This is a genomic window from Streptomyces sp. NPDC028711, from assembly GCF_055565415.1.
This window is the reverse complement of record NZ_JBVHUJ010000014.1, coordinates 86212-102831: the sequence shown is the minus strand read 5'-3', so window position 1 is coordinate 102831 and position 16620 is coordinate 86212. Positions and strand designations below refer to the sequence as shown.

Here is a 16620-nt window from a genome sequence, read left to right as displayed (position 1 = left end):
CCCCCGGTGGGGCGGTCACGCCGTCTCCGCCAGCGTGAACAGGCCGATCCTCGCGCCCTCCTCGTACGCCCGCCGCAGTTCCGGGTCGTCGAGCATGTCCCGCAGGGCCGTCTCGCTGCGGTCCCGTGTCCTCGCCCAGTACTCCGCCGGCCGGTACGAGGAGTCGAAGACCGAGGTCCTCAACAGGTTCACGGCGCCAAGGAGATGCGCCGCCGACGCCGGTCGGCCCGTCACGAGACAGAGCTGGGCGAGGAGTTCGGCCGCGCAGGCCGCCCCGACCGCCGAACCGAGCGCCAGATGGCCCCGCAGCGCCCGCCGGGCGTGGTCGGCGGCCCGCTCCCGCTCCCCGTCCCAGGCGAGGAGCTCGGCACGCGCGTGGTGCGTCCACGCCTCCGCCCACAGATCGCGCCCCGCCCAGGTCCGCCACGACGCCGGGTCGAGCACCAGCTGGTCAAGGGCCTCCTGGGCCGCCTCCGGGTCGGTGCGGCTGAGAGAGAGCGCGAGCGCGGCCCAGCACAGCTCCCGCGTCGGCCCGAACTCCGGGCACTCCCCCATCAGGGCCAGCGCGTCCCTGAACTCGACCGCCGCCGCGCGCGTACGCCCCCGGTAGAGGTCGGTCGCGCCGCGCAGATGGGCCAGCAGGCCCAGCGTCCGGTCGTCCCTCGCCCGTAAGGCCGCCGCCCTGGCCCGTACGAGGAGCGGGTCGGCCTCCTCGGGCCTGCCCGACTCCAGTTCCAGGAAGGCGGCGAGCCACAGGGCGCGGGGTGCCGGCTCTCCGGTGTGCAGGGAGAGGGCGTGGCGGAGCCGGGTCCGGCCCTCGGCGATCCGCCCGCAGGCGACCCAGAGGAACCACAGGGAGACGGCGATCTCGACGGCCGTCTCGGCCTCGGCGCTCGACGGGAGCGGCGCGGTCGTCGGGTCCATGGCGGCGGCCAGGTCGGGGAGTTCGCGCAGGGCGAGGTCGCGGGCGTCGAGCTGCCGACCGCTGTGCCACCGGTCGGCGGCCCGACGGGCGAGCGTCACGCACCATCTCCGGTGGTGCTCGACGACGGACCGGCGGTCGCCGCGCGCGGTGAGCCGGCGGGCGCCGACCGCCCGCATGGGGTGCGGCATCCAGTAGCGGGGTCCGTCGCCCTCGCCGTCGAGGAGGTCGTCGACGGGGAGGAGAGCGGCGGGGGCCAGCCGGTCGAGGACCGGCGGGATCGTCTCCGGGGGCAGGGTGTCCGAGGCGCACACCTCGCGGACGGCGTCCCTGCCGAAGGCTCCCTCGAAGACGGAGAGCCGTTCCCACAGGAGCTGTTCGGCGGGCCGGCAGCGGGCGTATCCGCGCTCCGCGGCGGCGAGCTGCTCGGAGGTCACCGGTTCGCCCCAGAGCAGTTCCGTCTTCGGTGGTTCCCCGGTCGCCATGTGTTCCCGCCCCCGCTCGTTCCGTGCCCGCATTCGTGACGCTGCTCGACGTGTGTCCCGGCGCGTGTTCCGACGTGCGTCCCCGCGTGAGTCCGGGCGCGTGTCCCGGCCGTTCGTACGCGTGTGTGTCCGAGTCGATGGCGAACCGTCGCCGTTGCGGCTTGAATGCAGAGGCCCCGGTCCACATCCTGGGGCGCTCCGGGACCCATACCCACGGATTCCCAGGGATCGGCCAAGGAGGAAAATGCGTACCGGGGAATCCGTCCTCGGAGAGGCGGATCTTTCGCTGATCCACGCACTGCAGATAGCCCCGCGCGCCAGCTGGACCCAGCTCTCGGCCGTGCTGGGGTCGAGCCCCGACACCCTCGCCCGGCGCTGGGAGCACCTGACGGCCGGCGGATACGCCTGGAGTTCGCTGCTCGCCGCCCGCCGCGGCACGGACGCCATGCTCTACGCCTGGATCGAGCTGGAGTGCGTCGCGGGGGACGCGGAGGCCACCGCGACCGAGGTCGCGGGCGATCCCTGCACCCTCGGGGTGCACCAGGTGACCGGTGACGCCGATCTGGTACTGCTCGTGGCCTCCCCCGACCTGTACGCCCTCGACACGTATCTCGCCGGACGGGTGCGGCGGCTGCCCGGGGTGATCCGGGCCCGTACCCATGTCGTCACCCGCCTGCACAACCGCCCCTATCGGTCACGGATCGAGCAGCTCACCCCGGGGCAGGTCCAGCTCCTCACGGGGATGACGGGCGGTGACCGGCGGCCACGCGCGCGCGTGCGCTCCGGGCCGAACCTCACGGAGCTCGACCGCCGGCTGGTCGCGGAGCTGGCGGGGGACGCCCGCCGCAGCGCCGCCGAGCTGGCCCGGCAGTGCGGCACGAGCGAGTCGACGGTACGGCGGAGGCTGGACGTCCTGACGGCGGGCGGCGCCCTCCACCACCACTGCCTGCCCGCCCCGAGGTTCTCCGGGCGGCCGGTGTGGGCGATGGTCACGACCGACGTACCGCCGCTCGAAGTGCCGGCGACGGTGGCCGCCCTGGCCCGGCTGCGCGAGACCCGGCTCGTCACCTCGGTCACGGGGCCGCACAACCTGGCCGTCGCGCTGTGGCTCCGTACGGTCGACGAACTGCACGACGTGACGGCGGCGCTCGTACGGGCCGCCCCGGCGCTGCGGATCGCGGGCACCGCGCTCTCGCTGCGCACCCACAAGATCGGGGCGCAGGTCCTCGGCCCTGACGGTCGCCGGACGCATCACATACGTCCTGACCCACCCTCCTGACCCGCCCGCGCAGGGCCCGTTCGGGCCGGCGGTCGCAGGGCCCGCTCAGGCCGGCCTCGACGCCTTGATCGAGTACATCAGGGGGATGCGGGGACGGTCCTGCGGGAAGCGGTAGAAGCCGTCCTCGTGCCGCTGGAGCGCGCCGTAGCGGGGGAACAGCGAGGCGTCGTGCTCGTGCAGGAAGTCGATGCGCAGGCCCGCCCTCGCGAGCGCGGTGACGACCTCGCCGACCGGATGCACCCACTCCACGCTGCGGTTGTGGACGGTGGCGGCGTCGAGGTCGGCGTAGGTGCCGGGCGAGGTGTCGACCCACGGATCGCGGACGAAGTAGTCGTGCACGACCCGGCTGCCGGTCTCGTCGTCGAGCGAGTCGGTCAGCGGATGGAACTCCGCCACGTAGAGGAAGCCGCCGGGGGCGACGAGCGAGGCGGCGGTCTCCGCCCAGCGCTCGATGTCGGGCAGCCAGCACAGCGCCCCGCTGCCGGTGTAGACGATGTCGTACGCGCGGTCCGGCACGGCCTCGGCGGCGTCGTACACGTCGGCGGCGACGAACGCGGCCCGCTCCGGGGTGAGACCCAGGTCGGCGGCGAGGGAGCGGGCGGTCTCGACGGCGGGCTCGGAGAAGTCGAGGCCGACGACGTGCGAGGCGCCGTGGCGCGCCCAGGAGAGGGTGTCGAGCCCGATGTGGCACTGGAGGTGCAGCAGGGAGCGCCCGGTGACGTCGCCGACCTCCGCGAGCTCGAAGTCCCGCAGGGCGTCCTTGCCCGCGCGGAAGGTGTCGAGGTCGTAGAACCGGCTCGCGGCGTGGATCGGGACGCGCTCGTCCCAGCGCGCGCGGTTGGCCTCGCGCCAGTCCTCGGGGGTCGTGGAGTACATGTCGGCGAGGTTATCCACAGGTTCGGGGCGACGCGAGCTGATTGTCCGCCGCGCGGAGCATGATGGGTGCCATGACTGAGAGCAAGGCAATCGACACCCCCGTCTGGGAGCAGCGTTTCCGCGCGCCGCGCGTCTCCCTTCCCGAGTGGGCCGAGGAGGCACCGGACCGCTCGCTGTTCGTGTCCAACGCGACGGGGACGTACGAGCTGTACGCCTGGGACCGGGCGAGCGGGCGGCAGCGGCAGGTCACGGACCGGCCGAACGGCACGACGGACGGCACGCTGTCGCCGGACGGCGAGTGGATCTGGTGGTTCGCGGACTCGGACGGGGACGAGTTCGGGGTGTGGATGCGCCAGCCGTTCGACGGCGGCGCGGACGAGCCGGCCGTCCCCGGTCTCGGCGCCTCCTACCCGGCGGGCCTCGCCATCGGCCGGGAGGGCACGCTCGTGGTGGGCCGTTCCACGGACGAGGACGGCTCGACGATCCATCTCGTACGGCCGGGGGCCGGCGCCCCGGTCGAGATCTACCGGCACCGGGAATCGGCCGGGGTCGGGGACCTGTCGCACGACGGCTCGCTGATCGCGATCGAGCACACCGAGCACGGGGACGCGATGCACTCGGCGCTGCGCGTGCTGCGCGCGTCGGACGCGGCGGTGGTGGCCGAGCTCGACGACACGAAGGGCGGGACGGAGGAGCTGGGGCTCGCGGTCCTCGGCTTCGCGCCGGTGGCGGGGGACACCCGGCTGCTCGTCGGGCACCAGCGGCGCGGCCGCTGGGAGCCGATGCTCTGGGACGTGGCGGCGGGCACCGAGAAGGACCTGGCGCTCGACCTGCCGGGGGACGTGTCGGCGGAGTGGTATCCGGACGGATCCGGTCTGCTGATCGTGCACAGCTTCGAGGCCCGCAGCGAGCTGTGGCGGTACGAGATCGCCACCGGCGCCCTGGTGCGGGTGGAGACCCCGGCCGGTTCGGTGTCGAGCGCGACGGCCCGTCCCGACGGCAGCGTGGAGTACCTGTGGTCCTCGGCGGCCGAGCCGCCGGTGGTGCGTTCCACGGACGGCCGTGTGGTCCTCGACCCGCCGGGCCCGAAGGCGCCGCCGTCGGTGCCGGTGGAGGACGTGTGGGTGGAGGGCCCCGGCGGCAGGGTCCACGCGCTCGTGCAGCGCCCGGAGGGCGAGGGCCCGTTCCCGACGGTGTTCGAGGTGCACGGCGGTCCGACCTGGCACGACAGCGACGCCTTCGCGTCGGGCCCTGCGGCCTGGGTGGACCACGGGTACGCGGTGGTGCGGGTCAACTACCGGGGCTCCACGGGGTACGGCAGGGAGTGGACGGACGCGCTCAAGCACCGGGTCGGCCTGATCGAGCTCGAGGACATCGACGCGGTCCGCGCGTGGGCGGTGACGAGCGGCCTCGCCGACCCTGCGCGGCTCGTCCTGTCCGGCGGATCCTGGGGCGGCTATCTCACGCTCCTCGGCCTCGGCACCCAGCCGGACGCCTGGGCGGTGGGTCTCGCCGCGGTCCCGGTCGCGGACTACGTCACGGCGTACGAGGACGAGATGGAGGCCCTCAAGGCGCTTGACCGGACCCTCCTCGGCGGTTCGCCCGACGAGGTGCCCGAGCGGTACGCGGACTCGTCGCCGCTGACGTACGTGGACGCGGTGAAGGCCCCGGTGCACATCTCGGCCGGCGTCAACGACCCGCGCTGCCCCATCCGTCAGATCGACAACTACGTCGACCGGCTCAGGGCCCGGGGCGCGGTCCACGAGGTGTACCGGTACGACGCGGGCCACGGCTCGCTCGTGGTGGAGGAGCGGATCAAGCAGGTCGCCCTGGACCTCGCGTTCGCCGCGAAGCACCTGGGCACCCGGCCGACGGGGAGCTGAGGCCGCTTGCGTACCGTGGGGGGCGTGTACCGGTTCCTGAGAACGCCCCGCTGGTGGGGGATCAACGTCTTCGTCCTGCTCGCGATCCCGTTCTGTGTCTTCATGGGGACCTGGCAGCTGGGGAAGTTCGAGGATCGCGTCGACTCCCATCAGGAGGCCGAGAAGCGGCCCGCCGCGAGCTCGCTGAGGACGGAGCCGCTGGAGTCCCTGCTTCCGGTGGACAAGGAGACCTCGGGCCGGTCGGCCGAGGCGCGCGGCCGGTTCGGGGAGCAGTTCCTCGTCCCTGACCGTGAGCTGGACGGCCGGACGGGCTCGTACGTCCTGACGATGCTGCGGACGGACGGCGGCCGGTCCCTGCCGGTGGTCAGGGGCTGGCTCCCCACGGGCGCGAAGGTCCCGGCCCCGCCGTCCGGCGAGGTCACGGTGGTCGGCGCGCTCCAGGCCTCCGAGAACCCGGGCACGAAGGGCGCGAACACGGCCGGCGGGCTGCCGGAGGGGCAGCTCGGCCTGATCAGCGCGGCCGCCCTGGTGAACGTGGTGCCGGACGACGTCTACGACGCCTGGATCACCCTCACGGACGCCCCCGCCGGCCTCACGCCGGTGCCGGCGGCCGCCGCGGCGGGCACGAGCCTGGACGTGAAGGCCTTCCAGAACCTCGGCTACACCGCGGAGTGGTTCGTCTTCGCGGGCTTCGTCCTCTTCATGTGGTTCCGCCTGGTGCGCCGTGAGGCGGAGGCGTCCCGCGACGAGGCTCTGGGCCTGTAGCGGGAAGCGCGGCCCCCGAGGGAGCCTCAGGAGGCGTCGAGGACTCCGGTCCTGTAGATGGTGCCCGCGCAGGCGTCGGGGATGGTCGCCGTCGCCGAGGGGCCGCCCGGCTCCGCGACATGGCTGACCAGGACGCTGCCGTCCGCCGGGCCGTCCTCGTGGAGCAGCTGGGGTGCCGTGCCGGTGTCCGCGCCCGTGCCCGTGTCGGTGCCGGTGCCAGGACCCGTGCCGGTGCCGCCGGATCCCGTGCCGTCGCTGGGGTCCGGGTCGGCGGTGCCGCCGGTCGGGGTGTCCGTCGGGGGCGGTGTGGTCGGCGGTTCGGACGGCTCGGTCGGGGTGGGGGTCGGGGTGGTCCCGGTCGTCGGGCAGGTCTCGCTGGGCACCCAGACGAACTTCACCTCGTACGAGCCGCTCGCCCTCAGGACGAGCGGGGAGGACTCCTGCGAGGGATCGGGCAGCCCGCTCCCGCCGTCGCCCGCGGTGTGCCGGACCACCGAGATCCGTGCGGGGTCGGCCGCGCCGCGGGCCTCGAAGCTGACGACTCCGCCGCCGTCCACGACACAGTCCTGGCCGGAGACGTTGGCGATGCGGAAGGCGCCGTGCACCTTGCCCTCGCCGTCGGGCCCGCCGGCCTGCGCGGCACTGACGCCGAGCTGTTCGGCCCCGCACCGCGGCAGGGAGCCGGTGTCGGCGCCCTGTGTCTCCCGCGGGCCGGTGCCGGAGACGCCGGGGCCGGGTCGCTGCGGCTTGCCCTCGGGGCCGTCCGCCGCGCCCTGGCTGGGGGACACGCTGCTCGCCGGGGGCGTCGCGCTCTGGCCGCCCTCGATGCCGGTCTCGGTGCCGGTGCCGCCCTGGGCCTCCTCGCCGTGGCCCGCGTTCACCGGGTTCCCGGCGGCGGAGACGCCGCCCGAGGCGGCGACGTGCACGAAGGCGGGCACGGCCGTCCCGATGAGGACCGCGGCCGCGGCGGCGCCCACGACGGCCTGTCGCTTGCGGGCGCGCCGCGCGGGCACGGCCCGGCGCAGGTGGTCCAGGGAGTCGGCGGACGGTTCGAGGCCGGACACGGCGCTCTGGAACAGCCGCCGCAGCGCCAGTTCCTCGTCGCCTTCGCCTTCGCCGGGCTCGATGTTCACCATGCGCTGTCCACTCAGGTCGTCACGTTCTTCTCGGGCGTCACGCGGCACGGGGGCGCCACCGGCACCCGTGCTCTCGTCGTCCTTGCCGAGCTCCTCGCTCATGACGTCGCTCCCATCGCGACGCGCAGCGCCGCGATGCCCCGCGAACCGTACGCCTTCACCGAGCCCAGGGATATCCCGAGCGCCTCGGCGACCTGTGCCTCGGTCATGTCCGAGAAGTACCGAAGGGCCAGCACCTCGCGCTGGCGCCGCTGGAGGCCGCGCATGGCCTTGATGAGGTCCTCGCGCTCCAGCTGGTCGTACGCGCCCTCCTCGGCGCTGGCCATGTCCGGCATCGGCTTCGACAGCAGCTTGAGGCCGAGGATGCGGCGGCGCAGCGCGGACCGGGAGAGGTTCACGACGGTCTGGCGCAGATAGGCGAGCGTCTTCTCCGGTTCACGGACCCGCTTGCGGGCCGAGTGGACGCGGATGAACGCCTCCTGGACGACGTCCTCGCAGGAGGCCGTGTCGTCGAGGAGCAGCGCGGCGAGACCGAGCAGCGACCGGTAGTGGGCGCGGTAGGTCTCGGTGAGGTGGTCGACGGTGGTCCCGGCGGCGGCCTGGGCGCCTTCGGCGCTCGTCCGGGGCGACGGGATGCCTTCCACGGAGCCGGCGCGGGCTCCGGTGGGCACGGGGGCGATCACCGGCATCCCTCCGAGAACACGTGGGCGCCGGTACGGGCTGACCGCCGAGCCGCGTACGGGGACGACGGCGACGCTCCGCACGGGGAGCACCGCCGTGCCCGCGCCGCGCGGCGGAGCGATGATCGCGAGGTCGAGTACGTCTGCCACGCCTGTTGGACACGCTTCCCCCCGGCAGGGTTGTACGCGTACGCCACCCTTTTCGACGGTGCGTCGTCTGTCCTCATGCGTAACCGTTCTCCCCCGATGCCCCGCCTTCACAGCGTGTCCGCGCGCCACGACTGTGGGTGAACGCAGAGACGCCTCCACCCAACTACTGGTTGCAGCAAGGGGAAAGAGCATCGTCGACCACGGCATCGCCGCAGTTCAAGGGGTATTTGACGCCTATTTGCTCACAGGTCGTTCACAGATCCTACAAATCCGTGACAACCGATTCCGCGATCTGCAGCGCGTTGAGCGCCGCACCCTTCCGCAGATTGTCGGCGCAGACGAAAAAATCGAGTGCCCGCTCGTCGTCGAGGGAGCGCCGCACCCGTCCGACCCAGGCCGGATCGGTGCCGACGACGTCGGCGGGGGTGGGGAAGTCGCCCGCCCCGGGGTCGTCGTAAAGGACCACTCCCGGCGAGGTCGCGAGGATCTCGTGGGCGCGTACGACCGGCACGGGGTGCTCGAAGCGGGCGTGCACGGAGACGGAGTGCCCGGTGACGACGGGCACCCGCACACAGGTGGCGGCGACCCGCAGGGAGGGCAGTCCGAGGATCCGGCGGGTCTCGTCCCGGACGCGCTCCTCCTCCGACGAGGCGCCTTCGGCGCCCGCCGTGCCCGACCAGGGCAGCACGTTGGAGGCGAGGGGGCCGGGGAACGGGCCGGTGCTCTCGCCGACGGCCCGCCGTACGTCCCCGGGCCGGTTGCCCAGGTCGCCGTCGGCGGCCACCAGGCCCAGCTGCGCCCTGAGCGCGTCGACGCCCGCCTGTCCGGCGCCGCTCGCGGCCTGCTGGGCGGTGACGACCAGCTCGGTGAGGCCGAACTCGGCGTGCAGGGCGCCCACGGCGACGATCAGCGCGAGGGTGGTGCAGCCGGGGCTCGCGACGATGCCCCGGGGGCGTACGCGCGCCGCGTGGGGGTTGGTCTCGGGGACCACGAGGGGGACGTCGGGGTCCGCGCGGAAGGCGGCGGAGGTGTCGACGACGACGGCGCCCTTGGCTGCGGCGATGGGCGCCCACTGTGCTGCCACCGCCTCGGGTACCAGGAAGAGCGCCAGGTCGACGCCGTCCAGGGCCTCCTCGCCGAGCGCGAGGATCTCGCACTCCACCCCGCGCACGGAGGCCTTCCGGCCGGCCGAGCGCGGGGAGGAGAGCAGGCGTATCTCGCCCCAGACGTCCGCGTGGTGCGTGAGCATCTGGAGCATCACCGAGCCGACGGCTCCGGTCGCACCGACGACCGCGAGCGTCGGCTTCGGCGTCATCGGCCGGTGCCTCCGTAGACGACGGCCTCGTCCGAGTCGCTGTCCAGACCGAAGGCGCTGTGGACGGCGCGCACGGCCTCGTTGACGTCGTCGGCGCGGGTGACGACCGAGATGCGGATCTCGGAGGTCGAGATGAGCTCGATGTTCACGCCCGCGTCGGAGAGCGCGCGGAAGAAGTCCGCGGTGACGCCCGGGTTGGTCTTCATCCCGGCGCCGACCAGGGAGATCTTGCCGATCTGGTCGTCGTAGCGCAGCGAGTCGAAGCCGATCGCGTTCTTCGCCTTCTCCAGGGCGTCGATGGCCTTGCGGCCCTCGGCCTTGGGGAGGGTGAAGGAGATGTCCGTGAGGCCGGTGGAGGCCGCGGAGACGTTCTGCACGATCATGTCGATGTTGATCTCGGCGTCCGCGACGGCCCGGAAGATGGCCGCGGCCTCGCCCGGCTTGTCCGGCACACCGACGACGGTGATCTTCGCCTCGGAGGTGTCGTGGGCGACGCCCGAGATGATGGCCTGCTCCACCTTGGGACCCTTTTCGTTGGTGTGTCGCTCGTTGCTGACCCACGTGCCCTGCAGCCCCGAGAAGGACGAGCGGACGTGGATCGGGATGTTGTAGCGGCGCGCGTACTCTACGCAGCGGTGCAGCAGCACCTTGGAGCCGGAGGCCGCGAGCTCCAGCATGTCCTCGAAGGAGATCCAGTCGATCTTCTTCGCCTTCTTCACCACGCGCGGGTCGGCCGTGAACACGCCGTCGACGTCGGTGTAGATCTCACAGACCTCGGCGTCAAGCGCGGCGGCGAGCGCCACGGCGGTGGTGTCGGAACCGCCACGCCCCAGGGTGGTGATGTCCTTCTTGTCCTGGGACACGCCCTGGAAGCCGGCGACGATCGCGATGTTGCCCTCGTCGAGGGCGGTGCGGATCCGGCCCGGCGTGACATCGATGATGCGCGCTTTGTTGTGGACGGAGTCGGTGATGACACCCGCCTGGCTGCCCGTGAACGACTGGGCCTCATGGCCCAGGTTTTTGATCGCCATGGCCAGCAGGGCCATGGAGATCCGCTCTCCGGCGGTCAGCAGCATGTCGAACTCTCGCCCGGCAGGGATCGGGGATACCTGCTCGGCGAGATCGATCAACTCGTCCGTCGTGTCGCCCATCGCGGAAACCACGACGACCACCTGGTGGCCGTTCTTCTTGGCGTCCACGATCCGCTTGGCGACGCGCTTGATGCCTTCGGCATCGGCAACGGAGGAGCCTCCGTACTTCTGCACGACAAGGCCCACGTGCGCTCCTCGATCAGTGTGTGCCGCAGCCGGCGCTGCGATCGGCTCAGTCTAACGAGCGCCCCGCGAACACCCATGTGATATCGAATGCTGAGACACGGCGCTCACAGAGTGATCAGACGCGGCGATCGGCTACTTGCGGAGCGGACGCATCCCCAGCGGAGTGCCGATCTCCTCCACCATCACGCGCCCCGCCTCCTCCGCGAGGTCGTCCTCCGTGAGGTCCTCGTCGATGTCGAGACCGTCGAGGGCCGCGAGCGGCTGGTCGAGGCGGACGTGGGCGACGAGGGACTGCAGGGCCCGGAGGGTGGCCGAGGCGGTGGGGCCCCAGTTGGAGAAGTACGAGAACTGCCACCACCACAGGGCCTCGCTGGTGCGGCCGGCCCGGTAGTGGGCGAGGCCGTGCCGCAGGTCGGCGACGATGTCGGCGAGGTTGTCGGAGATCCGGGCCGGGACCGGGGCCTTGCGCGGCTCGTAGGGGTCGAAGACCTCGGAGAAGACGTCGACCGGTTCCAGGAGCACGGCGAACCGCTCCCGCAGGTCGTCCATGTCGGGTTCGAGGCCCGTGTCCGTCTCGTAGCGCTCGTCCGGGACGATGTCCTCGTGCGCGCCCAGCCGGCCGCCCGCGAGGAGCAGCTGCGAGATCTCCAGGAGCAGGAAGGGGACCGCGCTGTCCGGCTCGTCGCCCTTGGCGACCTCGGTCGTCGCGACGATGAAGCTTTCGATGGAGTCGGCGATCTGGACCGCGAAGTCGTCGGGGTTCTGTGTGATCGCGTGCAGCGTGGGGTCAGACATCGAGGAGCCTCCCTGAGAGCGCGCCGGCCCGGTCGTCATACATCTAGCAGCCTCCGTCCCTCGAAGGCACGGCCGAGGGTCACCTCGTCGGCGTACTCCAGATCGCCGCCGACCGGGAGGCCGCTGGCGAGCCGGGTCACCCTGAGTCCCATGGGCTTGATCATCCGCGCCAGATAGGTCGCGGTCGCCTCGCCCTCCAGGTTCGGGTCGGTCGCGAGGATCAGCTCGGTGACGGTGCCGTCGGCGAGCCGCGCGAGCAGTTCGCGGATGCGCAGGTCGTCCGGGCCGACGCCCTCGATCGGGCTGATCGCGCCGCCGAGGACGTGGTACCGCCCCCGGAACTCGCGGGTCCGCTCGATCGCCACGACGTCCTTCGGCTCCTCGACCACGCAGATGACGGTCAGGTCGCGGCGCGGGTCGCGGCAGATGTTGCAGTGCTCCTGCTGGGCCACGTTGCCGCAGACCGCGCAGAACCTGACCTTCTCCTTGACCTCCAGGAGCGCGTGCGCGAGCCGCCGGACGTCCGTGGGCTCCGCCTGGAGGATGTGGAAGGCGATCCGCTGCGCGCTCTTGGGACCGACGCCGGGCAGCCTGCCCAGTTCGTCGATGAGGTCCTGAACCACGCCTTCGTACACGGAACGCCCTTTCAGCCCTTTCAGCCCTTTTCGGCCCTTCAAAGGGGTGCTTGATTCTTACGGTAGTGGCTTGAAGCGGGCCTAAGAAGCCCGCGGGAGGAAGGGCCTCGAAGGCCCCGCCTCAGCGGCCTCAGAAGCCGAGGCCCGGCATGCCGCCCATGCCCTGCGCCAGCGGGCCGAGCTTGGCCTGCTGGAGCTGCTGCGCGTTGTCGTTGGCGGCCTGGACGGCGGCCACGATGAGGTCGGCGAGCGTCTCGGTGTCCTCCGGGTCGACGGCCTTGGGGTCGATCACGAGGCCGCGCAGCTCCCCGGAGCCCGTCACCGTCGCCTTGACCAGGCCGCCGCCCGCCTGCCCGTCGACCTCGGTCGCGGCGAGCTCCTGCTGGGCTCGGGCGAGGTCCTGCTGCATCTTCTGGGCCTGCTGGAGAAGCTGCTGCATGTTGGGCTGACCACCACCGGGAATCACGGTCACTCCTGAGGTTCGGTACGTCCGTATGTCGGTACGCCGAGCCTACGTGGTCCCCGCCCGCCCCGCCTCCATCACTCTTTCGAGTGAGAAACTGCGGGCTCCTCTACCTGATCAACACCCTCTTGCGGGCGGAAATCCCGGGATTCCGGGCCCACCGCCCACCATTCGGCGGTAGGAAGGGCAGGCACCACGTGCACCGCACGTCACAGAGCGACATGCGCGCTGAGCTGAACAGAGGAGTCCCCCGGTGAGCCAGCAGCCGGAGATGCCGCCACCGGGACCCCCCGGGGGAGACGTCCACCGCGATCTGACCGGTACGCCGTTCCCCCTGGGCGACTGGGGCGAGCCCGCCGAGCGGCTCGACGAGCTCTACCGCTGGGTGGAGTCCAACGCCCTGCGCACCGTCGAGTGGTATCTCTCCGACCGTGTCCGCAAGCGCGTCTGCGCCCGGATCCTGCGGATCGGCACGGCCGCCGGGGTGATCGCGGGCGCCGCGCTGCCCCTGCTCGACCTGACCGGGGTCGCGGAGGGCGCCGCCGGCTGGGGCTATCTCTCGCTGCTTCTCGGTGCCGCCTGCATGGCCTGTGACCGGTACTTCGGCCTGACGTCCGGCTGGATGAGGGACGTGGCGACCGCCCAGGCCGTGCAGCGGCGTCTCCAGGCGCTGCAGTTCGACTGGGCGTCGGAGAGCGTCCGGGAGGTGCTCGGCCCCACGGAGGGCACGGCGAGCGAGGCGGCCGAGCGGTGTCTGGGCGTGCTGCGCCGCTTCTCGGAGGACGTGACCGAGCTCGTACGGGCGGAGACGGCGGACTGGATGGTCGAGTTCCGCTCGGGCCCGGCGCCGCTCGCGCTCCAGTCGGTCGGCGTGGTGCCCGCCCGGGCGGAGAACTCCCCCCTCTCGGGCCGTTTTCCGCTGCCGCCCGGCACCCGCCCGAACATGCCGCGCCAGCGGCCCCCGGAGGCCCGCTGAGGCCCCCCGGAGGCTGCGACGGGAAGAGAAACCTTCAGCTGAGAATGATCATCGAGCCCTGCGCCAGGCTCCGGGTCGCCGCCGCGTGCAGTCCCAGCCACACATGGCGCTCCCGCGCGAAGGGGCCCCCGTCCAGCGGGATCGGCACGGCCGGTTCCTCCAGGGCGGTCGGCCGCTCCGGCGGTACGGGGGCCGCCGGCGGGTTCGCCGGGTCGATGCCGATCGAGGGCGCCACGAACTCCAGCTCGCGCAGGAGTCCGTACGAGGAGCCGAGTGGCCCGCCGCCCTCCAGGAGCTCGTCGCTGGCGAGCGGCACCGGGAAGTCGACCGGCACGTACGCCCCGGCGTGGTCGTAGTGCCAGACCAGGTGCGACTGCTGGGCGGTCGGCTCGAACATCTCCAGGAGCTGTTCGTAGTCCCCGCCGAGCTCACCGACCGGTTCGACCGGCAGTCCGCACATCTGGAGGAGGTAGGCGCGCCGCAGGAAGTGCAGGGCCTCGTAGTCGAAGCCGGCGACCGGGGCGACGTCACCGGAGAGTCCCGGCATGTACGCGTAGACGGGCACGGTCGGCAGCCCGGAGGCGCTGAGCACGGCGTCGTACGCGGCGATCTCTTCGGCGAAGGGGTTGTCGGGGCTGTGGCACAGCACGTCGACGAGGGGGACCAGCCACAGGTCACAGGCCAAGGGAGGCTCGCTCTCCGTCAGTTGCGGGGGACGCTCGCGGGCGTTCGCGGGGACGGCCAGGTTAGTCGGCGCCCCGCGGTCACCGCTCACCCCCTGAGGACCTGCCCCCGGAGACCGGCCCTCAACCGCCCCGCCGCTCCAGGCGGTCCGCCCATTCCATCGAGTGCGTGTTGTACGCGCGGACGACCGCGACGGCCGCGTCGGCGTCGCCGCGGGTGATGGCGTCGACCAGGTCGACGTGGCCGCTCCAGAGCCAGCCCAGCATGTCCCGTTCGGAGCGCAGGTACGGCACCGAGAAGACCCAGGCCTGGACGCGGAGCCGGTGCAGGAAGTCGGCGATGTAGTCGTTGGCGGAGACCAGGCGGCCCAGTTCGCGCCAGTAACGGATGTCGTAGCCGATGAGGACGTCGAGGTCCCCGGCGTGGGCCGCGCGGGCCGCCGCCTCGCCCCGGCGCCGTACGGAGACGAGCGCGACCCCGATGCCGAGGTCGGGCTCGGCGGCCGGGGGCGGGGTGGTCGCGGGCGCGTGGCGGCGGAAGATGCCGTCGACGACGAGCATCCGGGCCTCGACCATGCCGCGGTAGTCGTCGACCGAGTACTGGTGGACGCGGAAGCCGCGGTGCTGGTCGGAGTCGAGGAGGCCCTGCGCGCAGAGGTCGACGAGGGCTTCCCGTACCGGCGTCGCGGACACGCCGTACTGCTCGGCGATCTGCTTGACGGTGAATTCCTCGCCCGGCTGGAGACGGCCCGCGAGCACTTCGTCACGGAGCGCGTCCGCGATCTGCTGTCGCAAGGTGTTGCGGGTGACAGCTCCGCTCGCGGGCATGGGTCGGCCCCCTCCGTCCGGCTTCGGCACACCCTAGTCCAGACGGAGGAGACCTCTCCGGTACCGCGGTTACGCGGTGTGCTCGTCGGCCACCGAGAGGGCCGCGTCGAGGGCCGCGAGGCCTTCCTTGACCTCGGCCTCGGAGACGTTGCAGGCGGGAACGGCGTGGGTGCGGTTCATGTTCACGAAGGGCCACAGGCCGTTCTTCTTCGCCGCGGCGCCGAAGGCGGCCATGGGCGCGTTGGCCTCGCCGGCCGCGTTGTACGGGACGAGCGGCTCGCGGGTCTCCTTGTTCTTGACCAGGTCGAGCGCCCAGAAGACGCCCATGCCGCGGACCTCGCCGACGGACGGGTGGCGCTCGGCGAGCTCGCGCAGGCCGGGGCCGAGGACGGTCTCGCCGATGTGGGCGGCGTGCTCGACGACCTTCTCCTCCTCCATCACCTGGAGGGTGGCGACGGCGGCGGCGCAGGCGAGCGGGTGACCGGAGTAGGTCAGTCCGCCCGGGTAGGGGCGCTTGTCGAAGGTGGCGGCGATCTCGGCGCTGATGGCGACGCCACCGAGCGGCACATAGCCGGAGTTCACGCCCTTGGCGAAGGTCATCAGGTCGGGCACGACGTCGAAGTGGTCCGCGGCGAACCACCGTCCGGTGCGGCCGAAGCCCGACATGACCTCGTCCAGGACGAAGACGATGCCGTACCTGTCGCAGATCTCGCGGACGCCGGCGAGGTAGCCGGGCGGCGGGGTCATGATGCCGGCGGTGCCGGGGACGGTTTCCAGGATGATCGCGGCGATGGTCGCCGGACCCTCGAAGGCGATCGTGTCCTCCAGGTGCGTCAGGGCCCGCGCGCTCTCCTCCGCCTCCGTGGTGGCGTAGAAGGGCGAGCGGTAGAGGAACGGCGCCCAGAAGCGCACGACGCCGGCGGAGCCGTTGTCGGATGCCCAGCGGCGCGGGTCACCGGTCAGGTTGATCGCGGTGGAGGTGGCGCCGTGGTACGAGCGGTAGGCGGAGAGCACCTTCGTACGGCCGGTGTGCAGCCGGGCCATGCGGACGGCGTTCTCGACGGCCTCGGCACCGCCGTTGGTGAAGAAGATCTTGTCCAGGTCGCCCGGTGTGCGGCCGGCGATGAGGCGTGCGGCCTCGGAGCGGACGTCGATCGCGAAGGCGGGGGCGAAGGTGGCGAGCTTCCCGGCCTGCTCCTGGATCGCGGCGACGACCTTGGGGTGCTGGTAGCCGATGTTCGTGTAGACGAGGCCGCTGGTGAAGTCGAGGTAGCGGTTTCCGTCGTAGTCCCAGAAGTACGAACCCTCCGCGCCGGCGACGGCGAGCGGGTCGATCAGGCCCTGGGCGGACCAGGAGTGGAACACGTGCGCGCGGTCGGCTGCCTTGACGGCGGCGCCGGCCTGGGGATCGGGTTCGATGACATGAGGGGTCATGGGGTCGAGGGTAAGGAAACGCAGGTGGGGCGGGCCAT

16 protein-coding genes are annotated in these 16620 nt (G+C 72.3%); 4 read left to right on the top strand and 12 right to left on the bottom strand.

Annotated features, from left to right (window positions below; translation table 11 throughout):
* Positions 1-15: 15 nt before the first annotated feature.
* Positions 16-1407, bottom strand: coding sequence for a tetratricopeptide repeat protein (locus ACZ4VK_RS33235; protein ID WP_468360500.1), 1392 nt, complete (start codon positions 1405-1407; stop codon positions 16-18).
* A 244-nt stretch (positions 1408-1651) separates the two neighbouring features.
* Here ACZ4VK_RS33235 and ACZ4VK_RS33230 point away from each other — a divergent pair, with 244 nt between their 5' ends.
* Positions 1652-2686: an Lrp/AsnC family transcriptional regulator gene (locus ACZ4VK_RS33230; RefSeq protein ID WP_468360497.1), complete on the top strand. Its 1035-nt coding sequence runs from the start codon at positions 1652-1654 to the stop codon at positions 2684-2686.
* A 45-nt stretch (positions 2687-2731) separates the two neighbouring features.
* Here ACZ4VK_RS33230 and ACZ4VK_RS33225 read toward each other — a convergent pair whose 3' ends face one another.
* Positions 2732-3562 carry a class I SAM-dependent methyltransferase gene (locus tag ACZ4VK_RS33225; protein ID WP_468360494.1) on the bottom strand — a complete coding sequence of 277 codons (831 nt, stop codon included), beginning with the start codon at positions 3560-3562 and terminating at the stop codon, positions 2732-2734.
* 62 nt (positions 3563-3624) lie between these two features.
* On the opposite strand from ACZ4VK_RS33225, the gene ACZ4VK_RS33220 reads away from it, so the two are divergent.
* Positions 3625-5445 carry a S9 family peptidase gene (locus tag ACZ4VK_RS33220; RefSeq protein WP_468360491.1) on the top strand — a complete coding sequence of 607 codons (1821 nt, stop codon included), beginning with the start codon at positions 3625-3627 and terminating at the stop codon, positions 5443-5445.
* Positions 5446-5469: 24 nt separating this feature from the next.
* Positions 5470-6210, top strand: coding sequence for an SURF1 family protein (locus ACZ4VK_RS33215; protein ID WP_468360488.1), 741 nt, complete (start codon positions 5470-5472; stop codon positions 6208-6210).
* 26 nt (positions 6211-6236) lie between these two features.
* Here the strand turns inward: ACZ4VK_RS33215 and ACZ4VK_RS33210 are convergent, their stop codons facing one another.
* The 7 genes from ACZ4VK_RS33210 to ACZ4VK_RS33180 form a co-directional block, all read right to left on the bottom strand.
* Complete coding sequence (locus tag ACZ4VK_RS33210) at positions 6237-7448, bottom strand: hypothetical protein (protein ID WP_468360485.1); 1212 nt, start codon at positions 7446-7448, stop codon at positions 6237-6239.
* Entirely contained in the window at positions 7445-8176 is a 732-nt protein-coding gene (locus ACZ4VK_RS33205) for a SigE family RNA polymerase sigma factor (protein ID WP_468360482.1), read from the bottom strand. Before ACZ4VK_RS33205 ends, ACZ4VK_RS33210 begins: the two co-directional genes overlap by 4 nt.
* A 262-nt stretch (positions 8177-8438) precedes the next feature.
* Positions 8439-9491, bottom strand: coding sequence for an aspartate-semialdehyde dehydrogenase (locus tag ACZ4VK_RS33200; protein ID WP_468360479.1), 1053 nt, complete (start codon positions 9489-9491; stop codon positions 8439-8441).
* Positions 9488-10768, bottom strand: coding sequence for an aspartate kinase (locus ACZ4VK_RS33195; RefSeq protein WP_468360476.1), 1281 nt, complete (start codon positions 10766-10768; stop codon positions 9488-9490). Before ACZ4VK_RS33195 ends, ACZ4VK_RS33200 begins: the two co-directional genes overlap by 4 nt.
* A 132-nt stretch (positions 10769-10900) precedes the next feature.
* A complete protein-coding gene (locus ACZ4VK_RS33190) occupies positions 10901-11563 on the bottom strand; it encodes a DUF5063 domain-containing protein (protein ID WP_389680434.1) in 663 nt (220 codons plus the stop codon).
* A 35-nt stretch (positions 11564-11598) separates the two neighbouring features.
* Positions 11599-12198, bottom strand: a complete 600-nt coding sequence (gene recR, locus ACZ4VK_RS33185) for a recombination mediator RecR (protein ID WP_376407087.1) — start codon at positions 12196-12198, stop codon at positions 11599-11601.
* 130 nt (positions 12199-12328) lie between these two features.
* Positions 12329-12664, bottom strand: a complete 336-nt coding sequence (locus ACZ4VK_RS33180) for a YbaB/EbfC family nucleoid-associated protein (protein WP_015034576.1) — start codon at positions 12662-12664, stop codon at positions 12329-12331.
* 268 nt (positions 12665-12932) lie between these two features.
* On the opposite strand from ACZ4VK_RS33180, the gene ACZ4VK_RS33175 reads away from it, so the two are divergent.
* On the top strand, positions 12933-13637 hold the full coding sequence (locus ACZ4VK_RS33175; protein WP_468360890.1) for an SLATT domain-containing protein: 705 nt from the start codon (positions 12933-12935) through the stop codon (positions 13635-13637).
* Between the two features lie 34 nt (positions 13638-13671).
* On the opposite strand, the gene ACZ4VK_RS33170 is transcribed toward ACZ4VK_RS33175, so the two are convergent.
* The 3 genes from ACZ4VK_RS33170 to ACZ4VK_RS33160 form a co-directional block, all read right to left on the bottom strand.
* Entirely contained in the window at positions 13672-14322 is a 651-nt protein-coding gene (locus tag ACZ4VK_RS33170; RefSeq protein ID WP_468360471.1) for a hypothetical protein, read from the bottom strand.
* 121 nt (positions 14323-14443) lie between these two features.
* Positions 14444-15148: a GntR family transcriptional regulator gene (locus ACZ4VK_RS33165; protein ID WP_468360468.1), complete on the bottom strand. Its 705-nt coding sequence runs from the start codon at positions 15146-15148 to the stop codon at positions 14444-14446.
* Between the two features lie 69 nt (positions 15149-15217).
* Positions 15218-16582 carry an aminotransferase class III-fold pyridoxal phosphate-dependent enzyme gene (locus tag ACZ4VK_RS33160; protein ID WP_468360465.1) on the bottom strand — a complete coding sequence of 455 codons (1365 nt, stop codon included), beginning with the start codon at positions 16580-16582 and terminating at the stop codon, positions 15218-15220.
* Positions 16583-16620: the final 38 nt, after the last annotated feature.

Bases quoted from the DNA above. Each gene is read 5' to 3' on its own strand.
- ACZ4VK_RS33165 (WP_468360468.1), bottom strand. From the start codon at position 15,148: ATGCCCGCGAGCGGAGCTGTCACCCGCAACACCTTGCGACAGCAGATC.
- ACZ4VK_RS33210 (WP_468360485.1), bottom strand. From the start codon at position 7,448: ATGAGCGAGGAGCTCGGCAAGGACGACGAGAGCACGGGTGCCGGTGGC.
- ACZ4VK_RS33190 (WP_389680434.1), bottom strand. From the start codon at position 11,563: ATGTCTGACCCCACGCTGCACGCGATCACACAGAACCCCGACGACTTC.
- ACZ4VK_RS33225 (WP_468360494.1), bottom strand. From the start codon at position 3,562: ATGTACTCCACGACCCCCGAGGACTGGCGCGAGGCCAACCGCGCGCGC.
- ACZ4VK_RS33200 (WP_468360479.1), bottom strand. From the start codon at position 9,491: ATGACGCCGAAGCCGACGCTCGCGGTCGTCGGTGCGACCGGAGCCGTC.
- ACZ4VK_RS33230 (WP_468360497.1), top strand. From the start codon at position 1,652: ATGCGTACCGGGGAATCCGTCCTCGGAGAGGCGGATCTTTCGCTGATC.
- ACZ4VK_RS33160 (WP_468360465.1), bottom strand. From the start codon at position 16,582: ATGACCCCTCATGTCATCGAACCCGATCCCCAGGCCGGCGCCGCCGTC.
- ACZ4VK_RS33235 (WP_468360500.1), bottom strand. From the start codon at position 1,407: ATGGCGACCGGGGAACCACCGAAGACGGAACTGCTCTGGGGCGAACCG.
- ACZ4VK_RS33220 (WP_468360491.1), top strand. From the start codon at position 3,625: ATGGGTGCCATGACTGAGAGCAAGGCAATCGACACCCCCGTCTGGGAG.
- ACZ4VK_RS33175 (WP_468360890.1), top strand. From the start codon at position 12,933: ATGCCGCCACCGGGACCCCCCGGGGGAGACGTCCACCGCGATCTGACC.